Here is a 20,889-nt window from a genome sequence, read left to right as displayed (position 1 = left end):
CTCCGCTCCCGGCGGCAACGCCTGCATCACACGTCCGTGACTCGAATCCCGGCGTGGGCCTTGTAGCGCCGGTTGATGGCGATCAGGTTCGCGGTGAACGCCTCCACCTGGTGCGCGTTGCGCAGGCGGCCGCCGTACACGCCCCGCATGCCGGGGATCGCGTCCGCCAGCGCGCGGACGACGTCGGTGGCCTCGCGGTCGTCGCCAAGCACCAGCACGTCGGTGTCCATCTCGGCGATCGACAGGTCGGCCAGGTGCACCGCCGACACGTGGTGGAACGCGGCCGTCACCCGCGACTCCGGCAGCAGCTTCTCGGCCTGTTGCGCCGCGCTGCCCTCGTCGACGGGCAGCGCGAACGGGCCCTGCTTGTCGAAGCCGAGCGGGTTCACGCAGTCGATCACGATCTTGCCGATCAGCTGGTCGCGCAGCGACGCCAGCAGGTCACCGTGGCCCTCCCACGGCACCGCGACGAGCACGATGTCCGCGGCGGCGGCCGTGGTCGCGTTGTCCGCGCCGGTCACACCGTCACCCAGCTCGGCCGCGGCCGACTCGGCGCGCTCGGCACTCCGCGAACCGATGATCACCTTGATGCCCGCCTTGGCCCAGCGCAGAGCGAGGCCCTTCCCCTGCGGGCCGGTACCGCCCAGCACCCCCACCGTCAGGCCGGTCACGTCAGTCAAAGCCACTCCCTTGTGAAGCTCGCTCGAAGACGACCTTGCGCGCCTCCGCGTCTGCCTGAGTCAAACGCACTCGGATCGTTTCCCCTTCCGGAAGGTCGCCATTCGCACATTTCGCGATCACCGGCGGGTCGGTGAGGAACACGTCCGCGCTGTTGCCCTCGGAGCGCAGGACGATCGCGTCGAACTCACTCCCGACGCGGTCGCGCAGCACCCACGCCTCCACCTGGTCCAGGCACGCCTTGTCCACCTTGTTGGCGAGCGCGTCGGAACCGGCCATCACGTCCGGCAGGGCGGGCAGCGCCGCGCGCACCCACTCCGGGACCTCCTCGCCCGCGTCGATCGCGAGGCAGATCTCGGTGCCGAACCGGTCGACGAGCCTGCGCAGCGGGGCGGTGACGTGCGCGTACGGGGCGGCGATGCCCGCGTGGGTCGCCAGTTCGGGCTGGTTGCCGTCGAACACCGTGTAGCCGGCGCCGCGCAGCAACCGGGTGGCGTCCATGAACAGGGCCAGCGCCTCCGGGCGGTCCGGGTCGAGCCCCGCGAGCAGCTCGGCGGCGTCCATGTTCTTCGGCCACGTGATGCCCAGCGAACGGGCGGAGCGGCGCAGCCACTTCACGGCGCCGTTCTCCGGGTCGGGCAGGGTGCGGAGGATGCCGACGCCCGCCTCGAGCATGAGCTGCGCGGCGGCCATGCCGGTGAGCAGGGAGATCTCGGCGTTCCACGCGTCGACCTCGCCGCGGGGCCGCAGCGTCAGCCGCCAGCCGTCGCCGTCCGGCGCCACCTCCTGGTCCGGCAGCTGCAGCTCGACCGCGCCGCGTTCGACCGCGCGCTCCCGCCGCAGCCTGCCGATCTCCGGGAGCACCGCCAACGACGGGTGCGCGGAGCCGTTCTTCAGCGCGGCGTCGACACCGTCGTAGTCGTAGCGGGCCTGCGAACGGACCAGCGCCCGGCGGACGTGGGCCTGCTCGAGCGTGCCGTCGGCGTCACAGTCCAGGGTCCACAGCGCGGCGGGCGTGATCTGTCCCGGCAGGAGGCTCGCCACACCCTCGCTCAGCACCGGCGGGTGCAGCGGGACGTTGCCATCGGGCAGGTAGATCGTCTGCCCCCGGCCGCGGACCTCGCGGTCCAGCGCACCGTCCGGGACGACGAACGTGCCGAGGTCCGCGATGGCGTAGTGGACGCGGAAACCGCTGCCGCGCCGTTCCACCGCCATCGCCTGGTCGAGGTCCTTCGCGCCCGGCGGGTCGATCGTGACGAGCCGCAGGTCGGTGGCGTCCTTGTGCCCGTCGTGGGGCCGGTTCGCCGCCTGTTCCGCCTCCGCCAGCACGGCCGCGGGGAAGTTCGGCGGCAGCGCGAACTCCTCCCGGACCTTTCCGAAACCGATCCGGTCATTGTTCGTGCGCACTACCACGCCGGGCACCCTACCCGGCTCTAGTCCTCGTCCCAGTCCCGTTCGGACTTGTCCCAGGACTCGGTCCGCTTCCTCGCGATCTCCAGCGCGCTCGCGGCGGTCGCCTCGTCGGGGTACGGCCCCAAGCGGTCGATCGCGGGACACACCTCACCGTGCTCGACCCGGTTGTGCTTCGTGCAGAAGTACCAGCCAGGGTCCGGGTTGTTGTCGGCCATGAAAAGTAGCCTACGACCAGGGACCCACTTGCTGCGCAGGGAAACCGCGCGGGGGTGTGTCCTCGTTGGCGTTGCGGTAGTCGCCGGGGATCGGGTCCAGGACGGACACCAGCACCTCGGTGTCCTCCGGGTTCTCGACCCTCCTGCCGCTGCGCTCCCGGTACACCAGCTCACCGTCCACATCGATCTCGGCGAGGTAGCCCACCTCGGCCAGCTGGTCCTCGTCCAGATCCACGAGCTTCTCCTTGCGGGACGGGACGACCCGGTACTCCGGCCAGTCGAGGTGCTCGAACGCCTGGTGGAACTCGGCCAAGATCTGGGTCATCGCGTTCTGCCACGGCAGTGGCATCGCCTCGACCAGCGACTTCGGCAGCACCACGTAGTTGGCGGGTGTGCCCGGGTGCGGGCTCGCGAGGTAGTCCCGCAGCGGGGTGCTCGACGCGGGCCTGCCCATGTGGGGCGGGATCGGTTCTGGCGTGTACATGGTCATCGCGCCCCCTCTGGTCATACGCCAGGCCGCACGGCCTGGCCCATCAGCTCCGGCTCGCCCCAGCGGACCGGGCGGATGTGCACCGGCACACCGGTCTGCTGTGCCTCCACGATCTTGCCGTCCCCGAGGTACATCGCCACGTGGTGGATGGTGTCCGGGTTGCTCGTGTCGTAGCCCCAGAACAGCAGGTCACCGGGTTGTGCCTGCTCCACCGGCAGCATCGCGCCCGCCCGGTACTGCTGGCGGGAAACCCTCGGAAGAGTGACGCCGACCGCGCGGTACGCCTGCAACATCAGGCTGGAGCAGTCGAACGAGTTCTGGTGCGTGGTCGCCGCGCCCCACTGGTAGGGCTTGCCCTGCTGGCCAAGCGCCCACTGGATCGCCTCACCCGCCGCCTTCGTGGGGGCGGGCACCAGCAGACCCGTGCCCTGGCCGCAGCCCGTCGGGTCCGGGACCAGGCCCACGTTGCCGATCAGGTGGGCCGCCATCGGCTCCCACTTGTGGTAGCGGTCCGGGAACGCCGACCGCTCCACGTCCTGGGCGGACTCGCCGGGGCGCTGCTGCTCCCAGTTCGGCACCTTCTCCAGGACGTCGTAGAACTTGCGGATCGAGTAGTTCGGGTCGACGACCTCCGCGGGTGAGCCCCAGCCCATGGACGGCCGCATCTGGAACATGCCGAGCGAGTCGCGGTCGCCGTAGTTCAGGTTGCGCAGCCCGGACTCGGTCATGCCGGCCTGGATCGCGATCTGCCACGCCAGCGGCGGCAGCTGCCGCTCCTTGCCGATCGCGATGATCATGGCGACGTTGTCGCGCTGGTCCTCGTTCAGCTTCGCCGCGTCCGCCGCGCCGCTGCCCGCCGGCCCCGACGTGATGGGGCCGAGGCTCGCGTTGCACGTCAGCGACACACCCATCGCCCTGGCCTGGTCCGCCGCCTGGTCCTGCGACACCACCTGGGTGACGGCGCTGACCCCCGCGACGGCGACCGTGACGACGACCACCAGCCCACCGACGATGACGGCGCTCTTCATCTCGACGCCCTCTCGCGGGTTCCGTGGCGCCGCATTGGTCGACGCTCTGCTCGATGGTTCGCTTCGCAAGCTCCGCTCATGTCAGCTCACCTGCTCGTAGAAGGCCACCCGCCAGCCGTCGGGGGTGTCGATCACCGTGATGAGCAGGTTGCCGCCGTCGGTCGGCACCTGGACCTTGACCGAGCTCGTGAAGGACTCCACGACCTCGGGGTCGTCGGTCACCTTCGTGGCGACGATGTTGCCCGGCTCCACCGTGGCCATCTCCGTGAGCTGTTCCTCGGTGGTGAACGGCCGCAGGTCCGCCAGCCAGTCCTCCGTGCTGACGCCGTCGGGGTGGTTCACCCACGCCTTGGCCCACGAGTCGGCGACGTCCAGCGCGGCCGGGTCCGGCGGCGCGGAGGTCGGTGCGGACGGCGGCTCGGTGATGCGGGTGGGCAGCGCGCTCGTCGACCCCGTCACGCCCGGCGTTTTCGTGGTGCCGGGCGCGTTCGGCGACGAGGTCGTGTTGTCCGACGACTCGGCCGCCGCGCCGCTGCCCGGCTTGGGGCCGCCGGTCAGCTGCGGGACGAGGATGCCGATGGCGATGACGAACACGGCCACCACGAACACCACGATGGTGAGGTGGCGGGGCGAGCGCATGGGCCAGCCCCACAGCCGCCGGTACACCGCGGCACGCCCGCGGTTGGTGCGGATCGGCATGTCACCTCACCACCGCGTCGGTCTCGCGCGGCCCGTCCCGCAACGGCATCCGCCGTGGTGGCCGCGGTGCGGGCTCCCGGACCTCGAGCCCCCGCGACGGCCGGTACACGACGTGCACCGGACGCCCGGCGACCATCTCGACGTCCGCCGGCCGCGGGGTGCCGCGCGGCGCCGCGATCGGCGCCGCGTCGAACCGGCCCTCGTTGCGCTGGCTGCCGACCTGCGACGGGACGACCATCGCGTCCTCGCCCCAGTCCCGGTCGTACACGGGGTTCGTGTCGACGACCCGGCTGCGGCGCGGCGGCAGCGCACCGGCGGGGTCGTTGCGCCCACCCGGCCCGCCCGGCATGAGCACGGCCTCGCCGTCACCCCGTGCGGGCGGCAACCCGAGCGCGCTCTGCCCGATCGGCTGCCGCCGCGTGTCGAGCCGCTCGGCGGTCGCCATGACCGGCCCCGTCGCCTCCGGCCGCGGCCTGCGACCACTGTGCCCGCCGCGCGAGGTGGTGGCGAGGGTGTCGCCCGCCAGCTCCTCGTCGCGCAGGTTGTCCCAGAACTCGTCCTGCGGACCGCGCTCGTCCGCACCCTTGCCGCGGCGGAACCGGGAGAACAGCCCGCCCCGGCTCGCGGTGGGCACGGAGGCCCCGACCGCGCCGACGGACAGCTCCACCATCTGCCACATCCGCTTCATCGGCCGGCCGACCAGCAGGAACACGAGCGTCACGATGCCCGCGAGCAACATCTGCACCAGCATCGACAGCTCGACGTCCGGTCCGAAGATCAGCTGCAGGAACTTGAAGTGGATACCGGCCAGCATGGCCAGGATCAGCACGTTCAGCACGACCGCGCCGACCGCCCGCCCGACCTTGCGGAGGATGTCGTGGTGGACGAGCGCCACCAAGCCGATCACCGGCGCGGCGAGGGTGAAGATCCTCAAGAGGAGTTGCGCGAGGAGCACGGCGAGTTTCGCCAGGAACTGGAACAGCGAGTAGACCAGCGACTGGAAGAACGCCAGGAACCCCGATCCCGTGCGACTGCCCTCGCTGCCGTCGAAGTAGCCCTGTGCCGAACCCAGCTCGTTGTAGATCCGCTGGTACTCGGCCCGCTTCGCTGCCTCGGCCTGGTCGTTGGCATCGCCCCCGGAAACGAGGTCGTCACGGGTCCAGGCCTGGGCCGCCAGCAACGGCCTGCCGAACTCGAGTGCCTTGGGATCGTCGGGCTGACCGAACTCACCCCGCAACCAGTTCTCGTACACCACGCGCGTGTGCAGCTCGTTCGGCAGGATGTGCTGACGCACGTCGTCCCGGTCCGGATCCTCGAAGCCGTTCTGGATCCCTGTCGTCGTGTCGACGATGACCTTGTCGATCGCGTCGTAGTTGTTGACGAGGACGAGGGTCGAGGCGGCGAGCCACATCCCGCCCAGCGCGAACAATCCCTTCTTGCTCACGGCAGCGAGGTCTCCGCGCCAGATCTGGCGGAACATCATCACAGCCAGGATCAGCATGAACACGCTGAACAGCTGCGTGTAGATGTTGTCGAAGATCGCGTTGGCCGCAGCCCCGATCTGCTGATTGAGGCCGCCGAGCACGCCACCTTGGTACAGCGTGTAGTGCAGCGAGTTGGTGGCCCCGACGATGTTCTTGCCGAGGTTGAACAGCTCGTTGCCCAGCCAGGTGTCGATCGTGATGCTGGGATCGGTGATCGAGATCGGCTGGTTGCAGTTCGGGTCGTAGACGTGCCAGACCGTCCCCGCGTAGCCGTGGTCGCGGTACGGGCTGTTCGGGAACTTGTCGTCGGTGTACGGGACACCGCTGTCCGGGCCCCCGCGCAGGCCGTTGCCCTGCGGAGGGTCCACGGCCCCGACCATGCCCGCGCCAGGGCGTTCCGGGAACGGGGCGCAGCTCGTGTCCTGCTGCTGCGCCATCGCGGGCGAGCCGAAGATCGCCTGCATCCCGACGATCGCCGCTACCAGGGCGAGTGAAGTAACCCGGCCCCTACGCCTGGCCGGGTTCGTTGTGCCGCGTTTTTTTCGCCGCCGCGCCGTGAAGAACAGCACGGCGGCGATCACCGCCAGGGAAGTGATCATGCTGCGCCGCCTTCGCCGGCCCCGGCCGAGCCCCGGGGTGGGTGAATGCTCACGGGTTTGTCGCCTTCGGTCATGCCGCGTCTACCCGACCGCGTTTACCTGCCTTCTTTCCGTTGCCGGAGCCGTCCGGGGGACCTGCCGGATCCACGTCCGTGTTCGGGTCGTCGTCGGTCAGGCCCAGTTCGAACTCCGCCTCGAGTTCGAACTCGTCGTCGGAGTAACGGCTCTCGTCGTCGACCGTGCCGTCGCGCGGGGGTTCCTGGTCGTCGTCGTCCGACGGGATCTCCGGGGCGTGCGACTCGGGCGGCAGGACCGCGCCGGGGGTCGCGTCGCGCATGGCGTCCGGGGTGGTGTCCATGACCGCGCGCAGGTGGTCCAGGTGCGGGCCGGACAGGTCGATGCGGATGCGTTCCACACCACCGGCGCCGTCGGCGAAGATGAACTGGCGGGGCGCGGTGTCGCGGACCGCGTCGCGGTGGCCGCCAGGGCGGCGGCCCAGGGAGGCCACCACCTGTTCGTACCCGGCACCCATCGGCACCTTCAGCAGGCGGAGCGCGTCCTCCTGTGCCTGGTCGTCGTCGAGCCTGCCGACGAACACCGAGTCCAGCAGCGCCACGAAGCCCTGGATGCGGAGGAAGTCGGCCGGGATCTGGGACGACAGCAGCACACGGACGTTCCACTTGCGGGAGTCACGGGCGAACCGGTTCATCAGGACGCGACCGGTCGGCACCTCGGACAGGAAGAACGCCTCGTCGATCCACACGCCCTTGCGGGTGTCCTTCGGCCGCTCGTAGATCGACCGCTGCGTCAGCCACGCCGCCAGGTTCAGCATCTCGACACCGAGCGACTCGGCGTCGGTCCAGTGTTCGCGGCCCACGCCGTCCTTCGGCAGCGTCAGGCCCGCCATCGTCATGACGGTCAGGCGGTCGTCGCGCTGTTCGAGGTACGGGTCGGCGTCCTTCTCCGGGATGAGCAGCGACATCCGCTCCCGCATCTCGTCCAGGAAGTCCGCCACCACCACCGCGTGCTCGTGGTGCTCCGACGCGTCGCGGCGCAGCGCCTCGAACACCAGGCTCGGGTCGGCGTCCGCGCGGCCGCCGACCATGCGGACCGCGCGCAGCAGCACGATCCTGGTCTGCGGCATGCGTGCGATGTCGTAGGGCAGGAGGCCGGTCAGCACGTCCAGCGCGAGCCGGCGGCGGGTCGCGGCGGCGAGTGCCTTCTCCCGGCGCCACGCCCGCTCCGGGTCGTCCTCCTCGACGAAGTGCTCGTACTGCGGCTCCGCCACCACCCGGTACGGGTTGAGGATGCCCGGCTGCGCGTTCAGCAGGTTGATCGGCCGCGCGTAGGGCCGCAGCTCCGGCAGGTCGCACAGCTTCGTCAACGGACCGGACGGGTCCAGGATCGTCCAGTGCGCCCCGGCGCGCAGCGTCTTGTAGACGACGCCGCCACCGAGGAACGACTTGCCGCCACCGAGCCCGGCGACCATCGCGGTCAGACCGGACCCGTCGCGGATCTCCTGCGCCATCCACGGGTCCCACGCCACCGGGCGCCGGGTCGCCGTGCACGTCTCGCCGAGGAGGATGCCCCGCCGGTCGCCCACCTCGGCGGTCGCCGTCGGCACGGACGCCGCGGCCCACACCACCGAGCCGCGCCGCATGTACGCGGACGACGCGAGGGACTCGCCGGGGATGAACTCGCGGGCCAGCGCGTACTGCGCCTCCGGGTGCTCGATCGCGACCTTCGGCTTGTACAGCTCCAGCACCTGCTGCGCGAGCCGCAGCGCGTCCCGCTCGGTCGGGCCGGACACCGCGAGCCGCCACCACGACCGCACGCGGGTGGCGAGCGCGGTGAAGCCCGACGTCATCTCGTCGTCGATCTCCAGCACCCGCGACGCCTGCCTGGCCAGCGACTGCGGTGGTTCCAGCTCGTGTTCGTCGGTGTAGTGCCGGACCTGCGAGCGGACCTTGTTCATCTGCCGCTGCAGCTCACCCGACACCTCTTCCGGGCGCCGCACGTAGATGCGGGCGGACCACTCCACCGAGGCGGCGAGGCGGTCGGAGTGCTGCACCCACGGGTCGTCGATCTCCGGGATCTGCAGCCCGTGCATCTGCCCGACGGTCAGGACGGCGACGTGCCGTGTCATGCCGGCGTTCGAGCCGGTGCGGCCGCGCACGGTGACGGTCGGCGAGTACGGCTCCTGGTGGAAGTCCGCGGCGTCGGTGAACGACGCCAGGTCCTCCGGCTCCCACGCCGCGCCCGGCACCGCGGGCAGGTTGCGGGGCGCGGGCAGACCCAGCGAGCACGACCGGTGCATCAGCCAGGACATCTCCTCGGCCGTCACCGGCCTGCCCTCGAGCCCTGCGGAGCCGATGACCTGGTCCAGGTGCTCCACCTCGGAGTCGATCGCGAGCAGCTCGGCGTCCACCGCGGCCGGGAAGATCTTGCGCAGCAGCGGCGCGGCGCGCTCGACGGCGCGGTCCACCATGTTGCGGGTCTGCACCTGGACCCCCAGGTACACCTCCTTCTCCGCCATCGACCGGCCCAGCAGCTGCTGCTGCTCACCGATCAGGTAGTCGTCGAAGGACAGCGCGCCGGGCGCGTCGGGCAGGCGGTTGACCGCGTTGTGCACGTGCGCCTCGGCCCACATGCGGATCGGGTACGGCCGGGTCGTGACGCGCAGGTGCATCCACCGGCCGTGCAGCTCGGCGTACTGGCCCGCGATGGCCGCGATCAGGTCCTGGCGCTGCGAGTCCGAGCGGAACGACCAGCGCTGGGGCGCGAGCCGGTACCACGCGAACACGTCGGTGCCGTTGCGCAACAGGTGACCGTCGATGCTCCTCGCGGCGATCGACGGGGTGTAGCTAGGAATGGACTGCTCCCCTGGGAGACGACGGTTGCGCTTGTTGTCGGCGGCGGGTCGGTACTGCGCCGGCTGTCTCACCCGTCTCGCCGGGTCGGGCAGGTCGTGCTCCGGAGCCGCGTGCCTGCCCCGGTCGAGCTGTGGTTGTTGCCTGCGTTGCTGTTGTTGGCGCGGGGCCGGGGGAATGCCCGTGGTGCCGGCGTGTTGGGTTGCCGGCGGGAACGGAGCGTGCGCTTCAGGAGCGCGCTTGCCTCGGCGTGCGAACACCGCCACCCCTCCCGCGTTTGGTCTCCTGCCTCCCGGGCCGGTTCCGCTGCTGGTTCCGCTGCCGGGACTTGGCCCTGGCCCGCTCTGCCCGCGCCCGGTTCCGTTCGGCCTTGGACTTCTGCCGCTGCTGCCGCTGCTCCTGCTGCTTCCGCTGCTTCGGCCGGGTCTGCTTCGCCTGCTTCGTCGGCCGGACCGTGCTCACCCGTACCCTCGTAGCGCTGACGGCGCCACCCTCTCCCGCGGTTGCCTCACGCGGGGCGGTGAGTTCACGCAGCCACATCGCCGACACCGCGGACAGCGGCCGTTCGTGGCTGATCTTCGACGTGATCATCCTGGTCAGGAGGATCGTGACGACGATGCCCCACGCGATCGACCAGAACAGGTCGATGCCGAGACGGCGTTCGACGGTGAGCACGATGAGGAAGACGAAGACCCCGACGCCCCACGCCACGTAGCGGGCCCGCCACGGCATCGTCGCCCGCGGGGGCCCGAGCCAAACGGCGTCGACGCGGTAAACCTCGTCGTCGGTACGTATACGCACTGGTGCCCTCTGCTCAGCCCGTGAAGAGGCCGGCGATCCACGTGCCGATGTTCTTGCCTGCGTCCGTGGTCACCGCCAACCCGATGATGGCCAGCGCGACGATCACTCCGCCCAGGCGGCGCATGACGCCCGCGTTGTCACCTTTCCCGCCACCGAGCCACAGGAGCAGGATGGCCACCACGAGCAGCAGCAACGGGATGATGTTGTTGAGGATCCAGTCGCGGACGTTGTTCGTGCCCAAACCACCGGTTTCCTGGGCAAACTCGAGGGTGGTCATGGCGATCATGTTCTTAACTCCCGTATGCGCGGAGCGGGCCGCTGTTGTGCGTTCGAAGTCGAGTAGAGCACGCCCGGATCACGATGTGTAGTGGCGGGGCCGCGCTCCGTAGATCCACATCTGGTGCACTCGCATTCTCCTCGGCGCCTTCGGACGTGCCATCTGACCACACACATGATGCGGCTCAAATGGCCGGTAAGTCGCATCGACCACTCATCCGGACCAATCTGCGCGGATCTTCACCCGCCTGCGGCGGAGACCCATAACTGTAGGTGCGGGACGGGTCTGGTCAACCCGCTGCCACCAGCCGGCGTTAACTCGTTCGGCCTAGCGGAACTGGCAGAGGCGTGTTCGCCACACCGCCTTGCGCATTGCCCCGTTCGGCGCAACATGTGTCACTCATGCACAATCGGCCATCCTTCGCCGAGGCGATCGATCGTGATCCAAAAGCCGCACACACAGTGCTGCGGCCACTTCCTTGGGCGGACGAGCCGGCATGTAAGCCGGATCCTGTCCCCGGCCTCGCGGCCGGGGGGCGGTCATCCATCTGGGCCTGCCGTCGCCGGCAGGCTCTAGCGGCCTACCCGCAGGCTCGGGCGGGCAGCCCTCGATCGCCTGCGCAGGAGTCCCGGAGGACTCCCTCTTGACCTTGCTCCGGGTGGGGTTTACCTAGCCACCCCGGTCACCCGGGGTGCTGGTGGTCTCTTACACCACCGTTTCACCCTTACCTGGCCGCGCCCGCCGGTGCCGGAGGCACCAACGGAGCTGTCAGGCGGTTTGCTTTCTGTGGCACTGTCCCGCGGGTCGCCCCGGGTTGCCGTTAGCAACCACCCTGCCCTTCGGAGTCCGGACTTTCCTCGACGAGTTCTCACCCGCCGCGACCGCCCTGCCGACTCGTCCGCGTCCACCAGGGTAACGCCGAAGTGGATCATGGCTGCCGGTGGTCCGGCACCTGTCACACGGTCAGGTGGGAGGTGTCGTTCACCAGGCGTACCGAAGCGTTACCGTCCGGATACCACTCCACAACCGAAAGCGACGCCAGGTCCAGGTGCAGGCGGAACAGCAGCGACGGACCCGTGTCCAGCCCCAGCCGCAGCAGCGACTTGATCGGGGTGACGTGGCTGACCACCACGATCGTCTCCCCCGCGTACCGCTGGAGCAGTTCGTCGCGGGTTGCCCGCACGCGGGTGAGCACGGCGTCGAAGCTCTCCCCGTTCGGCGCGGCCACGCCCGGGTCGCGGATCCAGCGGCCGTGCAGCTCGGGGTCGCGGGCGGCGGCCTCGGCGAACGTGAGCCGTTCCCAGTCGCCGAAGTCGGTCTCGATCAGGCCGTCGTGGACCGTCACGTGGTCGGTGATCGCCGCGGCCGTCTGCCTGGCCCTCGCCAGCGGGGACGACACCACCGCCGTGAAGTCCATGCCTGACAGGCGGGCGGCCGCGGCCTTGGCCTGCTGCTGCCCCACCCTGGTCAGCTCCACGTCGCCGCGGCCCGAGTAGCGCCGCTCCCCCGACAGTTCTGTCTGCCCGTGCCGCAGCAGCAGGAACCTCGTCGGTGTGCCGGTCGCGCCGGTCCACCGGGCCGGGGCCGTCATGTCCACCGGAGCCGGCTGCTCGGAGCGGGACGGGGTGCCGTCCATCGCCTCGTTCGCGAGCCGGTCCGCGTGCGCGTTCTTGGCGCGCGGGATCCACGTGTAGCTCACCGAGTCGAACGCCGCCGCCACCTCGTGCGCGGCCGCGGCCAGCGGTTTCATCGCCGGGTGCTTGACCTGCCAGCGGCCGGACATCTGCTCGACGACCAGCTTCGAGTCCATGCGGACCGCGACGTCGGTGGCGCCCAGCTCCCGTGCCGCCGTGAGACCGGCGATGAGGCCCTGGTACTCGGCGACGTTGTTGGTCGCGATCCCGATGCTCTCGGCCCGTTCGGCCAGCACGACCCCGGCCGCGTCGAACACGACCGCGCCGTAACCGGCAGGGCCGGGGTTGCCGCGCGAGCCGCCGTCGGCCTCGACTACGACGTCCACATGACCCTCACAGGCCGCTTTCCGCGGTGCGGACCATGATCGCGCCGCACTCGTCACAGGTCACGACCTCGTCGGCCGCGGTGCCCGAGATGCGGGAGATGGCGCTGCGGTCCAGCTCGATCCGGCACGCGCCGCACCGCCGCGCCCGCAGCAGCGCCGCACCGATCCCCTTGTTCTTGCGCACCTGCTCGTACAGGCCGAGCAACGGCTCCGGGAACTGCGGCACCAGCTTCTCCCGGTCGTCGGTGCGGCGCACCCACGCGGTCTCCAGATCGGCGAGGGCGTGGTCGCGCCGGTTCGCCGCGTCCGCCAGCGCCTCCTCGGCCTTTGCCAGCTCGACCCCGGCGTGCTGCCCGTCGCCCTCGACCGCCTCGCGCCGCTCCATCAGTTCGAGCAGCTCGTCCTCGAGGGTGGCCTGCCTGCGCTCCAGCGTGGTCAGCTCGTGCTCGAGATCGGTCATCTGCTTGGGGTTCACGGTGCCGCCCGCCAGCAGCGCGCGGTCGCGGTCCTCACGGGCCCGCACCGCGTCGATCTCCTTCTCCTGCCGCTTCACCTCGCGGTCCAGGTCGCCGAGCGCGGTCTCGTTCGCGACCTTCGCGTCCTTGCGCGCCTGCACGACCTTCTCCGCCTCGGCGATCTCCGCGAGCTCGGGCAGGGTCCTGCGCCGGTGGTCGACCCTGGCGAGCTCGGCGTCGACATCGGCCAGCTCGAGCAGCCTGCGCTGCACGGCGGGATCGGCTTTCAACCTGGGAACCTCCGGGTACTACCTGGCCGCCGCGACGGTCCAGGGGTCGGTGCGAAGCGTGGAAACGGTGATGTCGACGTTACCGCCGAAGGCGTCACGCAGGATCGCCGCCGCCTGTTCACACCACGGCCACTCGCTGGCCCAGTGCGCCACGTCGACGAGCGCGGGCGCACCAGGCAGCGCCGCGTGCTCGCTCGCGGGGTGATGCCGCAGGTCAGCGGTCACGTAGGCGTCGACGCCGAGCCGTGCGACGGCACCGAGGTAGGAGTCGCCCGCACCGCCGGACACCGCGACTGTCCTAACTGGACGATCCGGGTCGCCCGCGCCGCGCACCCCGGCCGCGGTCGCCGGGAGCGCCGCCGCGACCCGCTCGACGAACACGCGAAACGGTTCCGGCTCGGGCAGCTCACAGATCCGGCCGATGCCGGTCACCCCGTCCTCGCCGGGGACGAGCGGGCCGACGACCGTGAGCCCCAGCGCGTCGGCGAGCGCGTCGGACACCCCGGGGCTCGCCGAGTCCGCGTTGGTGTGCGCGCAGTACAGCCCGGCGCCGCCGCGGATCAGCCGGTGGACGAGGCTGCCCTTCGGCGTGCTCGCGGGCACCCCGTGCACACCCCGCAGGAGCAGCGGGTGGTGCGCGAGCACCAGCCCGGCCTCCATCGCGAGCGCTTCGTCCACTGTGGACTCGACGGGGTCGACGCAGACCAGCACCCGGTCCACGCGTTCGGCCGGGTCACCGCACACGAGCCCGACCGCGTCCCACGGCTCGGCCAGCGCGGGCGGGTAGGCGGCCTCGAGCACCTCGACGACGTCGCCGACGGTCGTCACGTTGTCAGTACCTCCGGGGTCAGTCCAGCGGTGAGTTCCGCGAGCGCGGTCAGCAGGCCGGCGCACCGGGCCGGTTCGCGCACCGCCACGCGCAGGTGGTCGGCGGTCAGCCCGGGAAAGGTATCGCCGCGCCGGACTGCGATCCCCCGATCTCGCAGCCCGGCGCGGACCCGTTCGCCGTCGCGCACCCGTAGCAGTAGGTATGGCGCGGCAGCCGGCAGTAATACGTGCACCCCTGGCAAACGGTTCAGCTCGGCGGTCAACCACTCGCGGTGCGCGGCCAGCTCACGGGCGGCCCGCTCGGCCTCGGCGACCGCGTGCGGCTCGGCGCAGGCGGTCACCGCTTCGAGCGCGAGCGTGCCGACGGGCCAGTGCGGGCGGTGCCTGCCCAGCCGCCGCAGCAGGTCCGGGGCGCCGAGCGCGTACCCGGCACGCAGGCCGGGGAGCGCCCACGTCTTGGTGAGGCTGCGCAGTACCACCAGGCCGGGGAGGTCGGCGCTCGCCAGGGACTCGCGTTCGCCGGGCACGGCGTCCATGAACGCCTCGTCGACCACCAGCACCCGGCCGGGCCGCGCCATCCGCGCGATCTCGGCGGCGGGCCGCAGCTCCGAGGTCGGGTTGTTCGGGTTGCCCACGACGACCAGGTCCGCGTCGTCGGGCACGGCCATGTCGAAGACGTGGTGGACCGGGACATCCGCGTCCCGCAGCGACACCTCGGGCTCGGTGAACGACGGGTGCAGCAGCGCCGCCAGCCTCGGCCGCAGGGCGGGGAGCAGCGCGAAGCCCTCCGCGGCGCCGTTGAGGACCAGCACCTCGCCGGGGTCGCGGCCGTGGCGCTCCCCGACGGCCTCGCGGGCGCGGCGGTCGTCGGCGGCCGACGGGTAGGTGCCGAGCCGGTCCACGGCGTGCACGAGGCGCTCGCGCAGCCACGCGGGCGGGGCCGTGCCCCGGACGTTCACCGCGAAGTCCTGCAGGCCCGGCTCCGCGTCCACGTCGCCGTGATGCCGCAGGTCAGTCGCTGTGTTCGATGGGGTCGCTTCGCTCATCCGCTCAGTGTTCGATGTCTCGCTCCGCGAGCTCCGCTCGGTCGCCGTCTTCCCTCCTGCGCTGCTCACTCGCTCGTGGCCGAGCTCCCTGCGCTGCTCGTCAGTCCAGACGACGACCGCTCCTTCGCTCCGCTCCCGAGCTGGATCCTAGGCGGTACCGCCCGGGACCCACGCCGAGGAGCTTCGTGAAGTGGCGGGTCAGGTGTGCCTGGTCGTAGAAGCCGGCCATCGTGGCCGCCGTCGCGGGCGGGTGCCCGGCGAGCAGGTGGCGGCGAGCCAGCTCGAGGCGCCTGCCGGTGACATACCTGTGCGGCGGGATGCCGAACTCGCGGCTGAACGCCCGCACCAGCGACACCGGGTGCGCGTCCAGGACCGCGGCGGCCTCGTCCAGCGTCGGCGTGTCCGGCAGGTGCGCGTCGAGCAGTTCCCGCAACCGGTGCGCCGTCGTGGCCTTCTCCGGTGGCGGGACGTCGGTGCCGTTCAGGTGCTGCCGCAGCCGGTCGCGGATCAGCGCGAACCGGCTCTGCGCCTCCAGGTCCTCGGTGCGCAGCGACTGGTGCAGCTGGTGGACCCGCTGCCGCAGCACGGGGTCGGCGAGCGACGGGTGGTCCACGGCGGCGCCGACCCCGGTCAGGGTGTCGCTCGCCAGGTACAGGACCCGTTTGCGGAAGCCCTCCGGCCGCACGGACCGGCCGTCGTGCGGGACGCCCGGAGGCAGGAGCGTGACCTGCTCGCGGAGCGCGCCGTGCTCGTGGCGGTCCAGGTCGTAGCGCACCACGCCGTCGTCGACGATCAGCAACGTCCAGGCGTCGTGGGTGTGCGACGGGTACGCGTGGGTGGTGAACCGCGCGTGGAACACCTCGTGGATGCCGGGCACGTCCGGGCGCCACGCCGTGATCTCGGGGCCCATGGTTAGGAACGTACAAGACCCAGGGGCGTCCGGCGGCGGATCGTGACCCGGTGAGCTTCCCCACCAAGATCGCCGTGGTCGTGCGCGACGACCTGCCGACGTGGCAGCGGCTGAACGTGTGCGCGTTCCTGGTCAGCGGCGTCGCGGCCGCCGTGCCCGAGCTGATCGGCGAACCCTACGAGGACGCGGACGGCACCAAATACCTCGCGATGTTCGGCCAGCCCGTGCTCGTGTTCGAGGCCTCGGCGGACGTGCTGACGGCCGCGCACGGCAAGGCCGTCGCCCGCGGGCTGCCGATGTCGGTGTTCACGGCCGGGTTGTTCGCGACCGGCAACGACGAGGACAACCGGGCGGCGGTCCGTGCCGTCCCACGAGACCGGCTCGACCTCGTGGGACTGGCCGTGCACGGACCCCGCAACGCCGTCGACAAGGTGGTCAAGGGCGCGCGGATGCACCCTTAGACACGATTGACCTTGCCGGTCTCCAGCTCGTAGGCCGCCGAGACGACCTTGACGCCGTGGTGCGCGACGGCGTCACTGATGATGTTGGACCGCTCCAGCAGGTAGGTCGCCGCGCGCCGGGCCTGCTCGGCGACACACGCCGCGAGGAACGCTGCCGGGTCCGGGTTCGCCGGCGTGGCGCGGACCGCGGGCTCGATCGCGCGGACGAGCGTGGCGATGTCTCCCGACAGTTCGGCGTCGTGCTGGACGAGGTCGACGGCCGCGCCGACCGCGCCGCAGCTCTGGTGGCCGATGACCACCACGAGCGGCACCGACAGGTGCTCGACGGCGTACTCGATGCTGCCGACGACGGCGGTGTCGAGCACCTCACCCGCGGCGCGGATGACGAACAGGTCCCCGAGGCCCTCGTCGAACACCAGCTCCGGTGACACACGGGAGTCGGCACAGCTCAGGATTACCGCGAACGGATGCTGTCCCCGCACGAGCGACTCCCGCCACGCCAGTGACTCGTGCGGGTGTTTCTGCCTGCCTGCGACGAACCGGTCGTTGCCTGCCACCAGCTTCCGCCACGCCTGGTCGGCGGTGAGCGGAGTGGCCTTGGGATCGTTGGTGCGGCGGCCGGGGGTCGCGGCCGCCGGAGCGGCGCCGGTGACGAGGGCGGCCGCTGCCGCCGCCCCCGCGGTGACGCCGAACAAGGTGCGCCGGGAGACTCCGGCGCCGTCAGTGTTGATCACACAGCGAGACTATTACCGCTCCTTTGCGTGAAACCCGGACGAGAAAGCAGCTAGTACGCATACCGGAATGTGAACCCGTTCACAGCGCGGAGCCACCGGTCGCGTCGATGACCTGACCCGTCACCCAGCGGCCCGCGTCCGAGGCGAGGTACCGGACCACGAGCGCGACGTCCTCGGCCGTGCCCACCCGGTCGAACACCGAGATCGCGGCCGCCTGCGCGCGGCCTTCCGGCAGCCAGTCGGCGTTCATGTCGGTGTCGATGATGCCCGGCATGACCGCGTTGACCGTGATCCCGCGCGGCCCGAACACCGGCGCCAGCGCCAGGCCGAGGTTGTTCAGCCCGGCCTTGGCCGCCGCGTACGCGGGATGCGTCGGCGCGGCGACCCGGGTGTAGCCGGTGGTGATGTTGACGATGCGGCCGCCGTCGTTCAGCCGCGGCGCCAGTTCCTGGATGAGGAACAGCGGCGCGGTCAGGTTGATCTCGACGACCCGCCGGTAGGTGTCCTCGTCGACCTCGCCGAACGCCTGCTGCCCGTTGATGCCCGCGTTGTTGACGAGCACGTCGAGGTCGCCCTCCCAGGCTGCGGCCACCCGGCGCGCGCCCGCGACACCGTCGACGTCCAGCGGCGCCTCGATCAGCACCGGCTTCGCGCCCGCCGCCGCGACCAGGGCCGCGGTCGCCGACGCGGCCTCGCGGTTGGCGGCGTAGTGGATGCCGACGACCTCCGCCCCGTCCTCGGCGAGACCGACCGCGATGGCCCGCCCGATCCCTCTGGAAGCCCCAGTGACCAGCGCCTTCATGACCAGCTCCTTTTTATAGTGATCACTATCGAAGTGGATACTATAGTGGTCGCTATGAAAGGTCGGCCCCGGTCCTTCGAACTCGGCGACGTGCTCGACAAGGCGATGACCGTGTTCTGGCGCCACGGCTACGAGGGCGCGAGCCTCGGCAGGCTGCAGTCGGCGACCGGGCTGACACCGCCGAGCATCTACAACGCGTTCGGGTCCAAGGAGGGTCTGTACGAGGCGTGCCTCGACCACTACCGCGCGGGCCCCGGCGCACGCCCCGCCACCGAGTTGACCGAACCGGCGTCCAAGGACGGCATCCGCGGTTTCCTGCTGGCCGCCGCCCACGAGTTCACCCGCGACGGCAGGCCCCGCGGCTGCATGATCTCCACGGCGGGGCTGAACCTCTCCCCGGACCTGGCGTCGATCGGCGACGCCACCGCCACCCGCCGCGCCGCGACGATGTCGCTGATCGAGGACTACCTGCGCCGCGCGGGCGCGGCCGACCCGCCGACGCTCGCCCGCTTCTTCGGCGCGGTCATCCAGGGCATGTCCGTGCAGGCCCGCGACGGCGCGACGGAGGAAGAACTGACCGCGGTCGCGGACGTGGCGATCACGGCGTGGTGCTGATCGGGCAGACTCGTCCGTGTGCACGTGTGTTTCGTCTGCTCCGGCAACATCTGCCGCTCGCCGATCGCGGCGCTGGTCCTGACCGAGCACCTGCGCCGCGCGGGGCTCGGCGACCGGGTGCGGGTCACGAGCGCGGGCATCGGCCCGTGGCATGTCGGTGAGCCCGCCGACCCGAGAGCGCAGCGGGTGCTGTCCGAGCACGGCTACCCGACGAACCACGTCGCCGCGCAGGTGAACGAGGACCACCTGTCGGCCGACCTGCTGCTCGCCATGGACGCCGGGCACGAAGGCGCGCTGCGGGACCTCCTCAAACACCAGGGCGACACCGACGAGCGGCTCGTGATGTTCCGCTCGTTCGACCCGCACGCCACCGAGCCGGACGTGCCGGACCCGTACTACGGCGACTTCACGGGCTTCGTCGAGGTGCTCGGGCTGGCGGAGGCCGCGATGCCGGGGCTGGTCGAGTGGATCCGCGCGCACCTCGACTGAGCGGCCTGCTGGGGCAGGACGTCACCGGGGCGACGCCGCTCGGTGGGGCCTACCGGCTGCGGCTCGCGGACGGCACCGACGTGGTGGCCAAGCGGCACGACCACGAGAGCGGCGTGCTGGCCGAGGCCGCGGGCCTGCGGTGGCTGACCGGCATGGCCGCTTCGACCGGCGACCCGGGGTTCCGTTGCCCACAGGTGGTCGCGCACGACGGGGAATGGCTGGTCATCGAGGCCGTGCCGACCGGGCCGGCCACGACCGACGCCGCCGAGACGTTCGGGCGGGGGCTCGCCGGGCTGCACCGGGCCGGGGCCGGCGCGTTCGGGACGCCGCCGCCCGGTGGGCCCGTCGACGCGTGGATCGGGCTCGCGCCCATGCGCAACGAGACCGGCACGAGCTGGGCGGAGTGGTACGTCGCACACCGCGTCCAGCCCTACCTGCGGACCGCCGTCGACCGGGGCGCGCTCCACGACCACGGGCCCATCGACACCGTGTGCGAGCGGCTCGCCGACCTGGCAGGCCCCACGGCACCGCCCGCCCGGCTGCACGGCGACCTGTGGAGCGGCAACGTCCTGTGGGGTGCCGACGGCCAGGCCTGGCTGATCGACCCGGCCGCGCACGGCGGTCACCGCGAGACCGACCTCGCCATGCTGCACCTGTTCGGGTGCCCCCACCTGGACCGGATCGTCGCCGCCTACGACGAGGCCGACCCGCTCGCCGACGGGTGGCGGGCCCGGATTCCCCTGCACCAGCTGTTCCCGCTGCTCGTGCACACCGTGCTGTTCGGCGGCGGGTACGGGGCCCAGGCGGTGGCGGCGGCCACGGCGGCGCTGAGCGGTCTCTAGCATGGGGGCGTGCGGTTGCGGTTGTTGCTTCGCCCGGGATGGTTGGCGCTGACGGCGTTGGTGCTGATCTTCGCCGGTGTGTGCTTCACACTCCTCGCGCCGTGGCAGTTCACCCGCCACACCGAACGCGCCACCACGAACGACGCCATCACCCACGCCGCGAACGCCAACCCGGCCGACCTCACGACGCTGCTGCCCGGTGACCAGCGCCCCGACGCGACCACCGAGTGGCGGACCGTGCAGGTCACCGGCGAGTACCTGGCCGACAAGGAAGTCGTGGCGCGACTGCGCACCGTGCTCGGTGAGCCCGCGTTCGAGGTCCTGACCCCGTTCCGGCTGGCCGACGGGTCGACGGTGGTGGTGGACCGCGGCTTCGTCCGCCCGGTGCAGGGCGACAAGTCGGTGACCGTCCCCGACTACGCCGCCCCGCCTGCCGGCACGGTGACCCTGACCGCCCGCGTCCGCGCCGACGAACGCGACCCGCGCGACCGGCGCGCGGAGTCCGAGGGCGGGCGCCCGCAGGTGTACGCGGTCGGGTCCGGGGTGGTCGCCTACGCGACCGGGCTGGACCTGCGGCCGGGCTACCTGCAGCTCGACGACGGTGCCCCGGGCGTGCTCGGACCGCTGCCGCTGCCGAGCCTCGAGGCGGGTCCCTTCCTGTCGTACGCGCTGCAGTGGATCGCGTTCGGCACGATGGCCATCCTGGCGTGGCTGTACTTCACGTGGCGGGAGATCAAACCGGGCGGCGTGCTGGCCGCGCCGAGGCCCGACCGGCCCCGTCGCGTGTCGGTGGCCCAGCAGATCGCGGAGGAAGAAGCGCGTGAACGCGCGCTGAGCTGACGG

General features: G+C 71.5%; 22 protein-coding genes and 1 other RNA gene. 5 read left to right on the top strand and 18 right to left on the bottom strand.

The window, feature by feature from the left end:
• Positions 1–26 precede the first annotated feature (26 nt).
• From npdG to FHR82_RS37915, 16 genes are all read right to left on the bottom strand, one after another.
• Positions 27–680, bottom strand: coding sequence for an NADPH-dependent F420 reductase (gene npdG, locus FHR82_RS37990; RefSeq protein ID WP_184815453.1), 654 nt, complete (start codon positions 678–680; stop codon positions 27–29).
• Positions 673–2,100, bottom strand: coding sequence for an RNB domain-containing ribonuclease (locus tag FHR82_RS37985; RefSeq protein ID WP_184815452.1), 1,428 nt, complete (start codon positions 2,098–2,100; stop codon positions 673–675). Before FHR82_RS37985 ends, npdG begins: the two co-directional genes overlap by 8 nt.
• Before the next feature lie 11 nt (positions 2,101–2,111).
• The gene (locus tag FHR82_RS37980; protein ID WP_184815451.1) at positions 2,112–2,306 is read right to left on the bottom strand and encodes a hypothetical protein; all 195 of its coding nucleotides are present in this window, start codon (positions 2,304–2,306) and stop codon (positions 2,112–2,114) included.
• Positions 2,307–2,316: 10 nt separating this feature from the next.
• On the bottom strand, positions 2,317–2,796 hold the full coding sequence (locus FHR82_RS37975; protein WP_225944064.1) for a hypothetical protein: 480 nt from the start codon (positions 2,794–2,796) through the stop codon (positions 2,317–2,319).
• Positions 2,797–2,810: 14 nt separating this feature from the next.
• Positions 2,811–3,824: a C40 family peptidase gene (locus tag FHR82_RS37970; protein ID WP_184815450.1), complete on the bottom strand. Its 1,014-nt coding sequence runs from the start codon at positions 3,822–3,824 to the stop codon at positions 2,811–2,813.
• Between the two features lie 81 nt (positions 3,825–3,905).
• Positions 3,906–4,523 carry a hypothetical protein gene (locus FHR82_RS37965; protein ID WP_184815449.1) on the bottom strand — a complete coding sequence of 206 codons (618 nt, stop codon included), beginning with the start codon at positions 4,521–4,523 and terminating at the stop codon, positions 3,906–3,908.
• Between the two features lies 1 nt (position 4,524).
• Positions 4,525–6,606, bottom strand: a complete 2,082-nt coding sequence (locus FHR82_RS37960) for a magnesium transporter (protein WP_225944063.1) — start codon at positions 6,604–6,606, stop codon at positions 4,525–4,527.
• A 70-nt stretch (positions 6,607–6,676) separates the two neighbouring features.
• Positions 6,677–9,550: an ATP-binding protein gene (locus FHR82_RS37955; RefSeq protein WP_311771467.1), complete on the bottom strand. Its 2,874-nt coding sequence runs from the start codon at positions 9,548–9,550 to the stop codon at positions 6,677–6,679.
• A gap of 154 nt (positions 9,551–9,704) precedes the next feature.
• Positions 9,705–10,277, bottom strand: a complete 573-nt coding sequence (locus FHR82_RS37950; protein ID WP_184815448.1) for a hypothetical protein — start codon at positions 10,275–10,277, stop codon at positions 9,705–9,707.
• A 13-nt stretch (positions 10,278–10,290) separates the two neighbouring features.
• Positions 10,291–10,563, bottom strand: a complete 273-nt coding sequence (locus FHR82_RS37945) for a hypothetical protein (protein ID WP_184815447.1) — start codon at positions 10,561–10,563, stop codon at positions 10,291–10,293.
• Between the two features lie 474 nt (positions 10,564–11,037).
• Positions 11,038–11,451, bottom strand: an RNA gene (rnpB, locus tag FHR82_RS37940) — RNase P RNA component class A.
• 58 nt (positions 11,452–11,509) lie between these two features.
• On the bottom strand, positions 11,510–12,574 hold the full coding sequence (locus tag FHR82_RS37935) for a bifunctional RNase H/acid phosphatase (protein ID WP_184815446.1): 1,065 nt from the start codon (positions 12,572–12,574) through the stop codon (positions 11,510–11,512).
• Positions 12,575–12,581: 7 nt separating this feature from the next.
• Positions 12,582–13,319: a zinc ribbon domain-containing protein gene (locus tag FHR82_RS37930; protein ID WP_184815445.1), complete on the bottom strand. Its 738-nt coding sequence runs from the start codon at positions 13,317–13,319 to the stop codon at positions 12,582–12,584.
• Between the two features lie 18 nt (positions 13,320–13,337).
• The gene (locus FHR82_RS37925) at positions 13,338–14,147 is read right to left on the bottom strand and encodes a Nif3-like dinuclear metal center hexameric protein (RefSeq protein ID WP_184815444.1); all 810 of its coding nucleotides are present in this window, start codon (positions 14,145–14,147) and stop codon (positions 13,338–13,340) included.
• Positions 14,144–15,193: an Rv2231c family histidinol phosphate aminotransferase CobC gene (cobC, locus tag FHR82_RS37920; RefSeq protein ID WP_184815443.1), complete on the bottom strand. Its 1,050-nt coding sequence runs from the start codon at positions 15,191–15,193 to the stop codon at positions 14,144–14,146. Before cobC ends, FHR82_RS37925 begins: the two co-directional genes overlap by 4 nt.
• A 100-nt stretch (positions 15,194–15,293) precedes the next feature.
• The gene (locus FHR82_RS37915) at positions 15,294–16,103 is read right to left on the bottom strand and encodes a helix-turn-helix transcriptional regulator (protein ID WP_184815442.1); all 810 of its coding nucleotides are present in this window, start codon (positions 16,101–16,103) and stop codon (positions 15,294–15,296) included.
• 50 nt (positions 16,104–16,153) lie between these two features.
• Between FHR82_RS37915 and FHR82_RS37910 the strand changes: the two genes are divergently transcribed.
• Positions 16,154–16,564: a DUF2000 domain-containing protein gene (locus FHR82_RS37910; protein ID WP_184815441.1), complete on the top strand. Its 411-nt coding sequence runs from the start codon at positions 16,154–16,156 to the stop codon at positions 16,562–16,564.
• Here FHR82_RS37910 and FHR82_RS37905 read toward each other — a convergent pair.
• Both FHR82_RS37905 and FHR82_RS37900 read right to left on the bottom strand, forming a co-directional pair.
• Entirely contained in the window at positions 16,561–17,298 is a 738-nt protein-coding gene (locus tag FHR82_RS37905; RefSeq protein ID WP_184815440.1) for a carbonic anhydrase, read from the bottom strand. The two genes, FHR82_RS37910 and FHR82_RS37905, sit on opposite strands and share 4 nt — an antisense overlap.
• A 79-nt stretch (positions 17,299–17,377) precedes the next feature.
• Entirely contained in the window at positions 17,378–18,100 is a 723-nt protein-coding gene (locus tag FHR82_RS37900; RefSeq protein WP_184815439.1) for an SDR family NAD(P)-dependent oxidoreductase, read from the bottom strand.
• Between the two features lie 54 nt (positions 18,101–18,154).
• Here FHR82_RS37900 and FHR82_RS37895 point away from each other — a divergent pair, with 54 nt between their 5' ends.
• Genes FHR82_RS37895 through FHR82_RS37880 form a run of 4 tightly spaced genes read left to right on the top strand, consistent with a single transcriptional unit; the run spans position 18,155 to position 20,886 of the window.
• On the top strand, positions 18,155–18,715 hold the full coding sequence (locus tag FHR82_RS37895) for a TetR/AcrR family transcriptional regulator (RefSeq protein ID WP_184815438.1): 561 nt from the start codon (positions 18,155–18,157) through the stop codon (positions 18,713–18,715).
• An 18-nt stretch (positions 18,716–18,733) separates the two neighbouring features.
• Complete coding sequence (locus tag FHR82_RS37890; protein WP_184815437.1) at positions 18,734–19,204, top strand: low molecular weight protein-tyrosine-phosphatase; 471 nt, start codon at positions 18,734–18,736, stop codon at positions 19,202–19,204.
• Positions 19,180–20,046 carry a fructosamine kinase family protein gene (locus FHR82_RS37885; protein WP_311771465.1) on the top strand — a complete coding sequence of 289 codons (867 nt, stop codon included), beginning with the start codon at positions 19,180–19,182 and terminating at the stop codon, positions 20,044–20,046. The genes FHR82_RS37890 and FHR82_RS37885 overlap by 25 nt, the downstream gene beginning before the upstream one ends.
• A 9-nt stretch (positions 20,047–20,055) precedes the next feature.
• Complete coding sequence (locus FHR82_RS37880) at positions 20,056–20,886, top strand: SURF1 family cytochrome oxidase biogenesis protein (RefSeq protein ID WP_184815436.1); 831 nt, start codon at positions 20,056–20,058, stop codon at positions 20,884–20,886.
• Positions 20,887–20,889 lie beyond the last annotated feature (3 nt).

Source organism: Actinophytocola algeriensis (assembly GCF_014203735.1).
GTDB classification, from domain to species: Bacteria; Actinomycetota; Actinomycetes; order Mycobacteriales; family Pseudonocardiaceae; genus Actinophytocola; species Actinophytocola algeriensis.
Note: the sequence above shows the minus strand (reverse complement) of the source record. Positions and strands in the feature narration are given on the sequence as shown.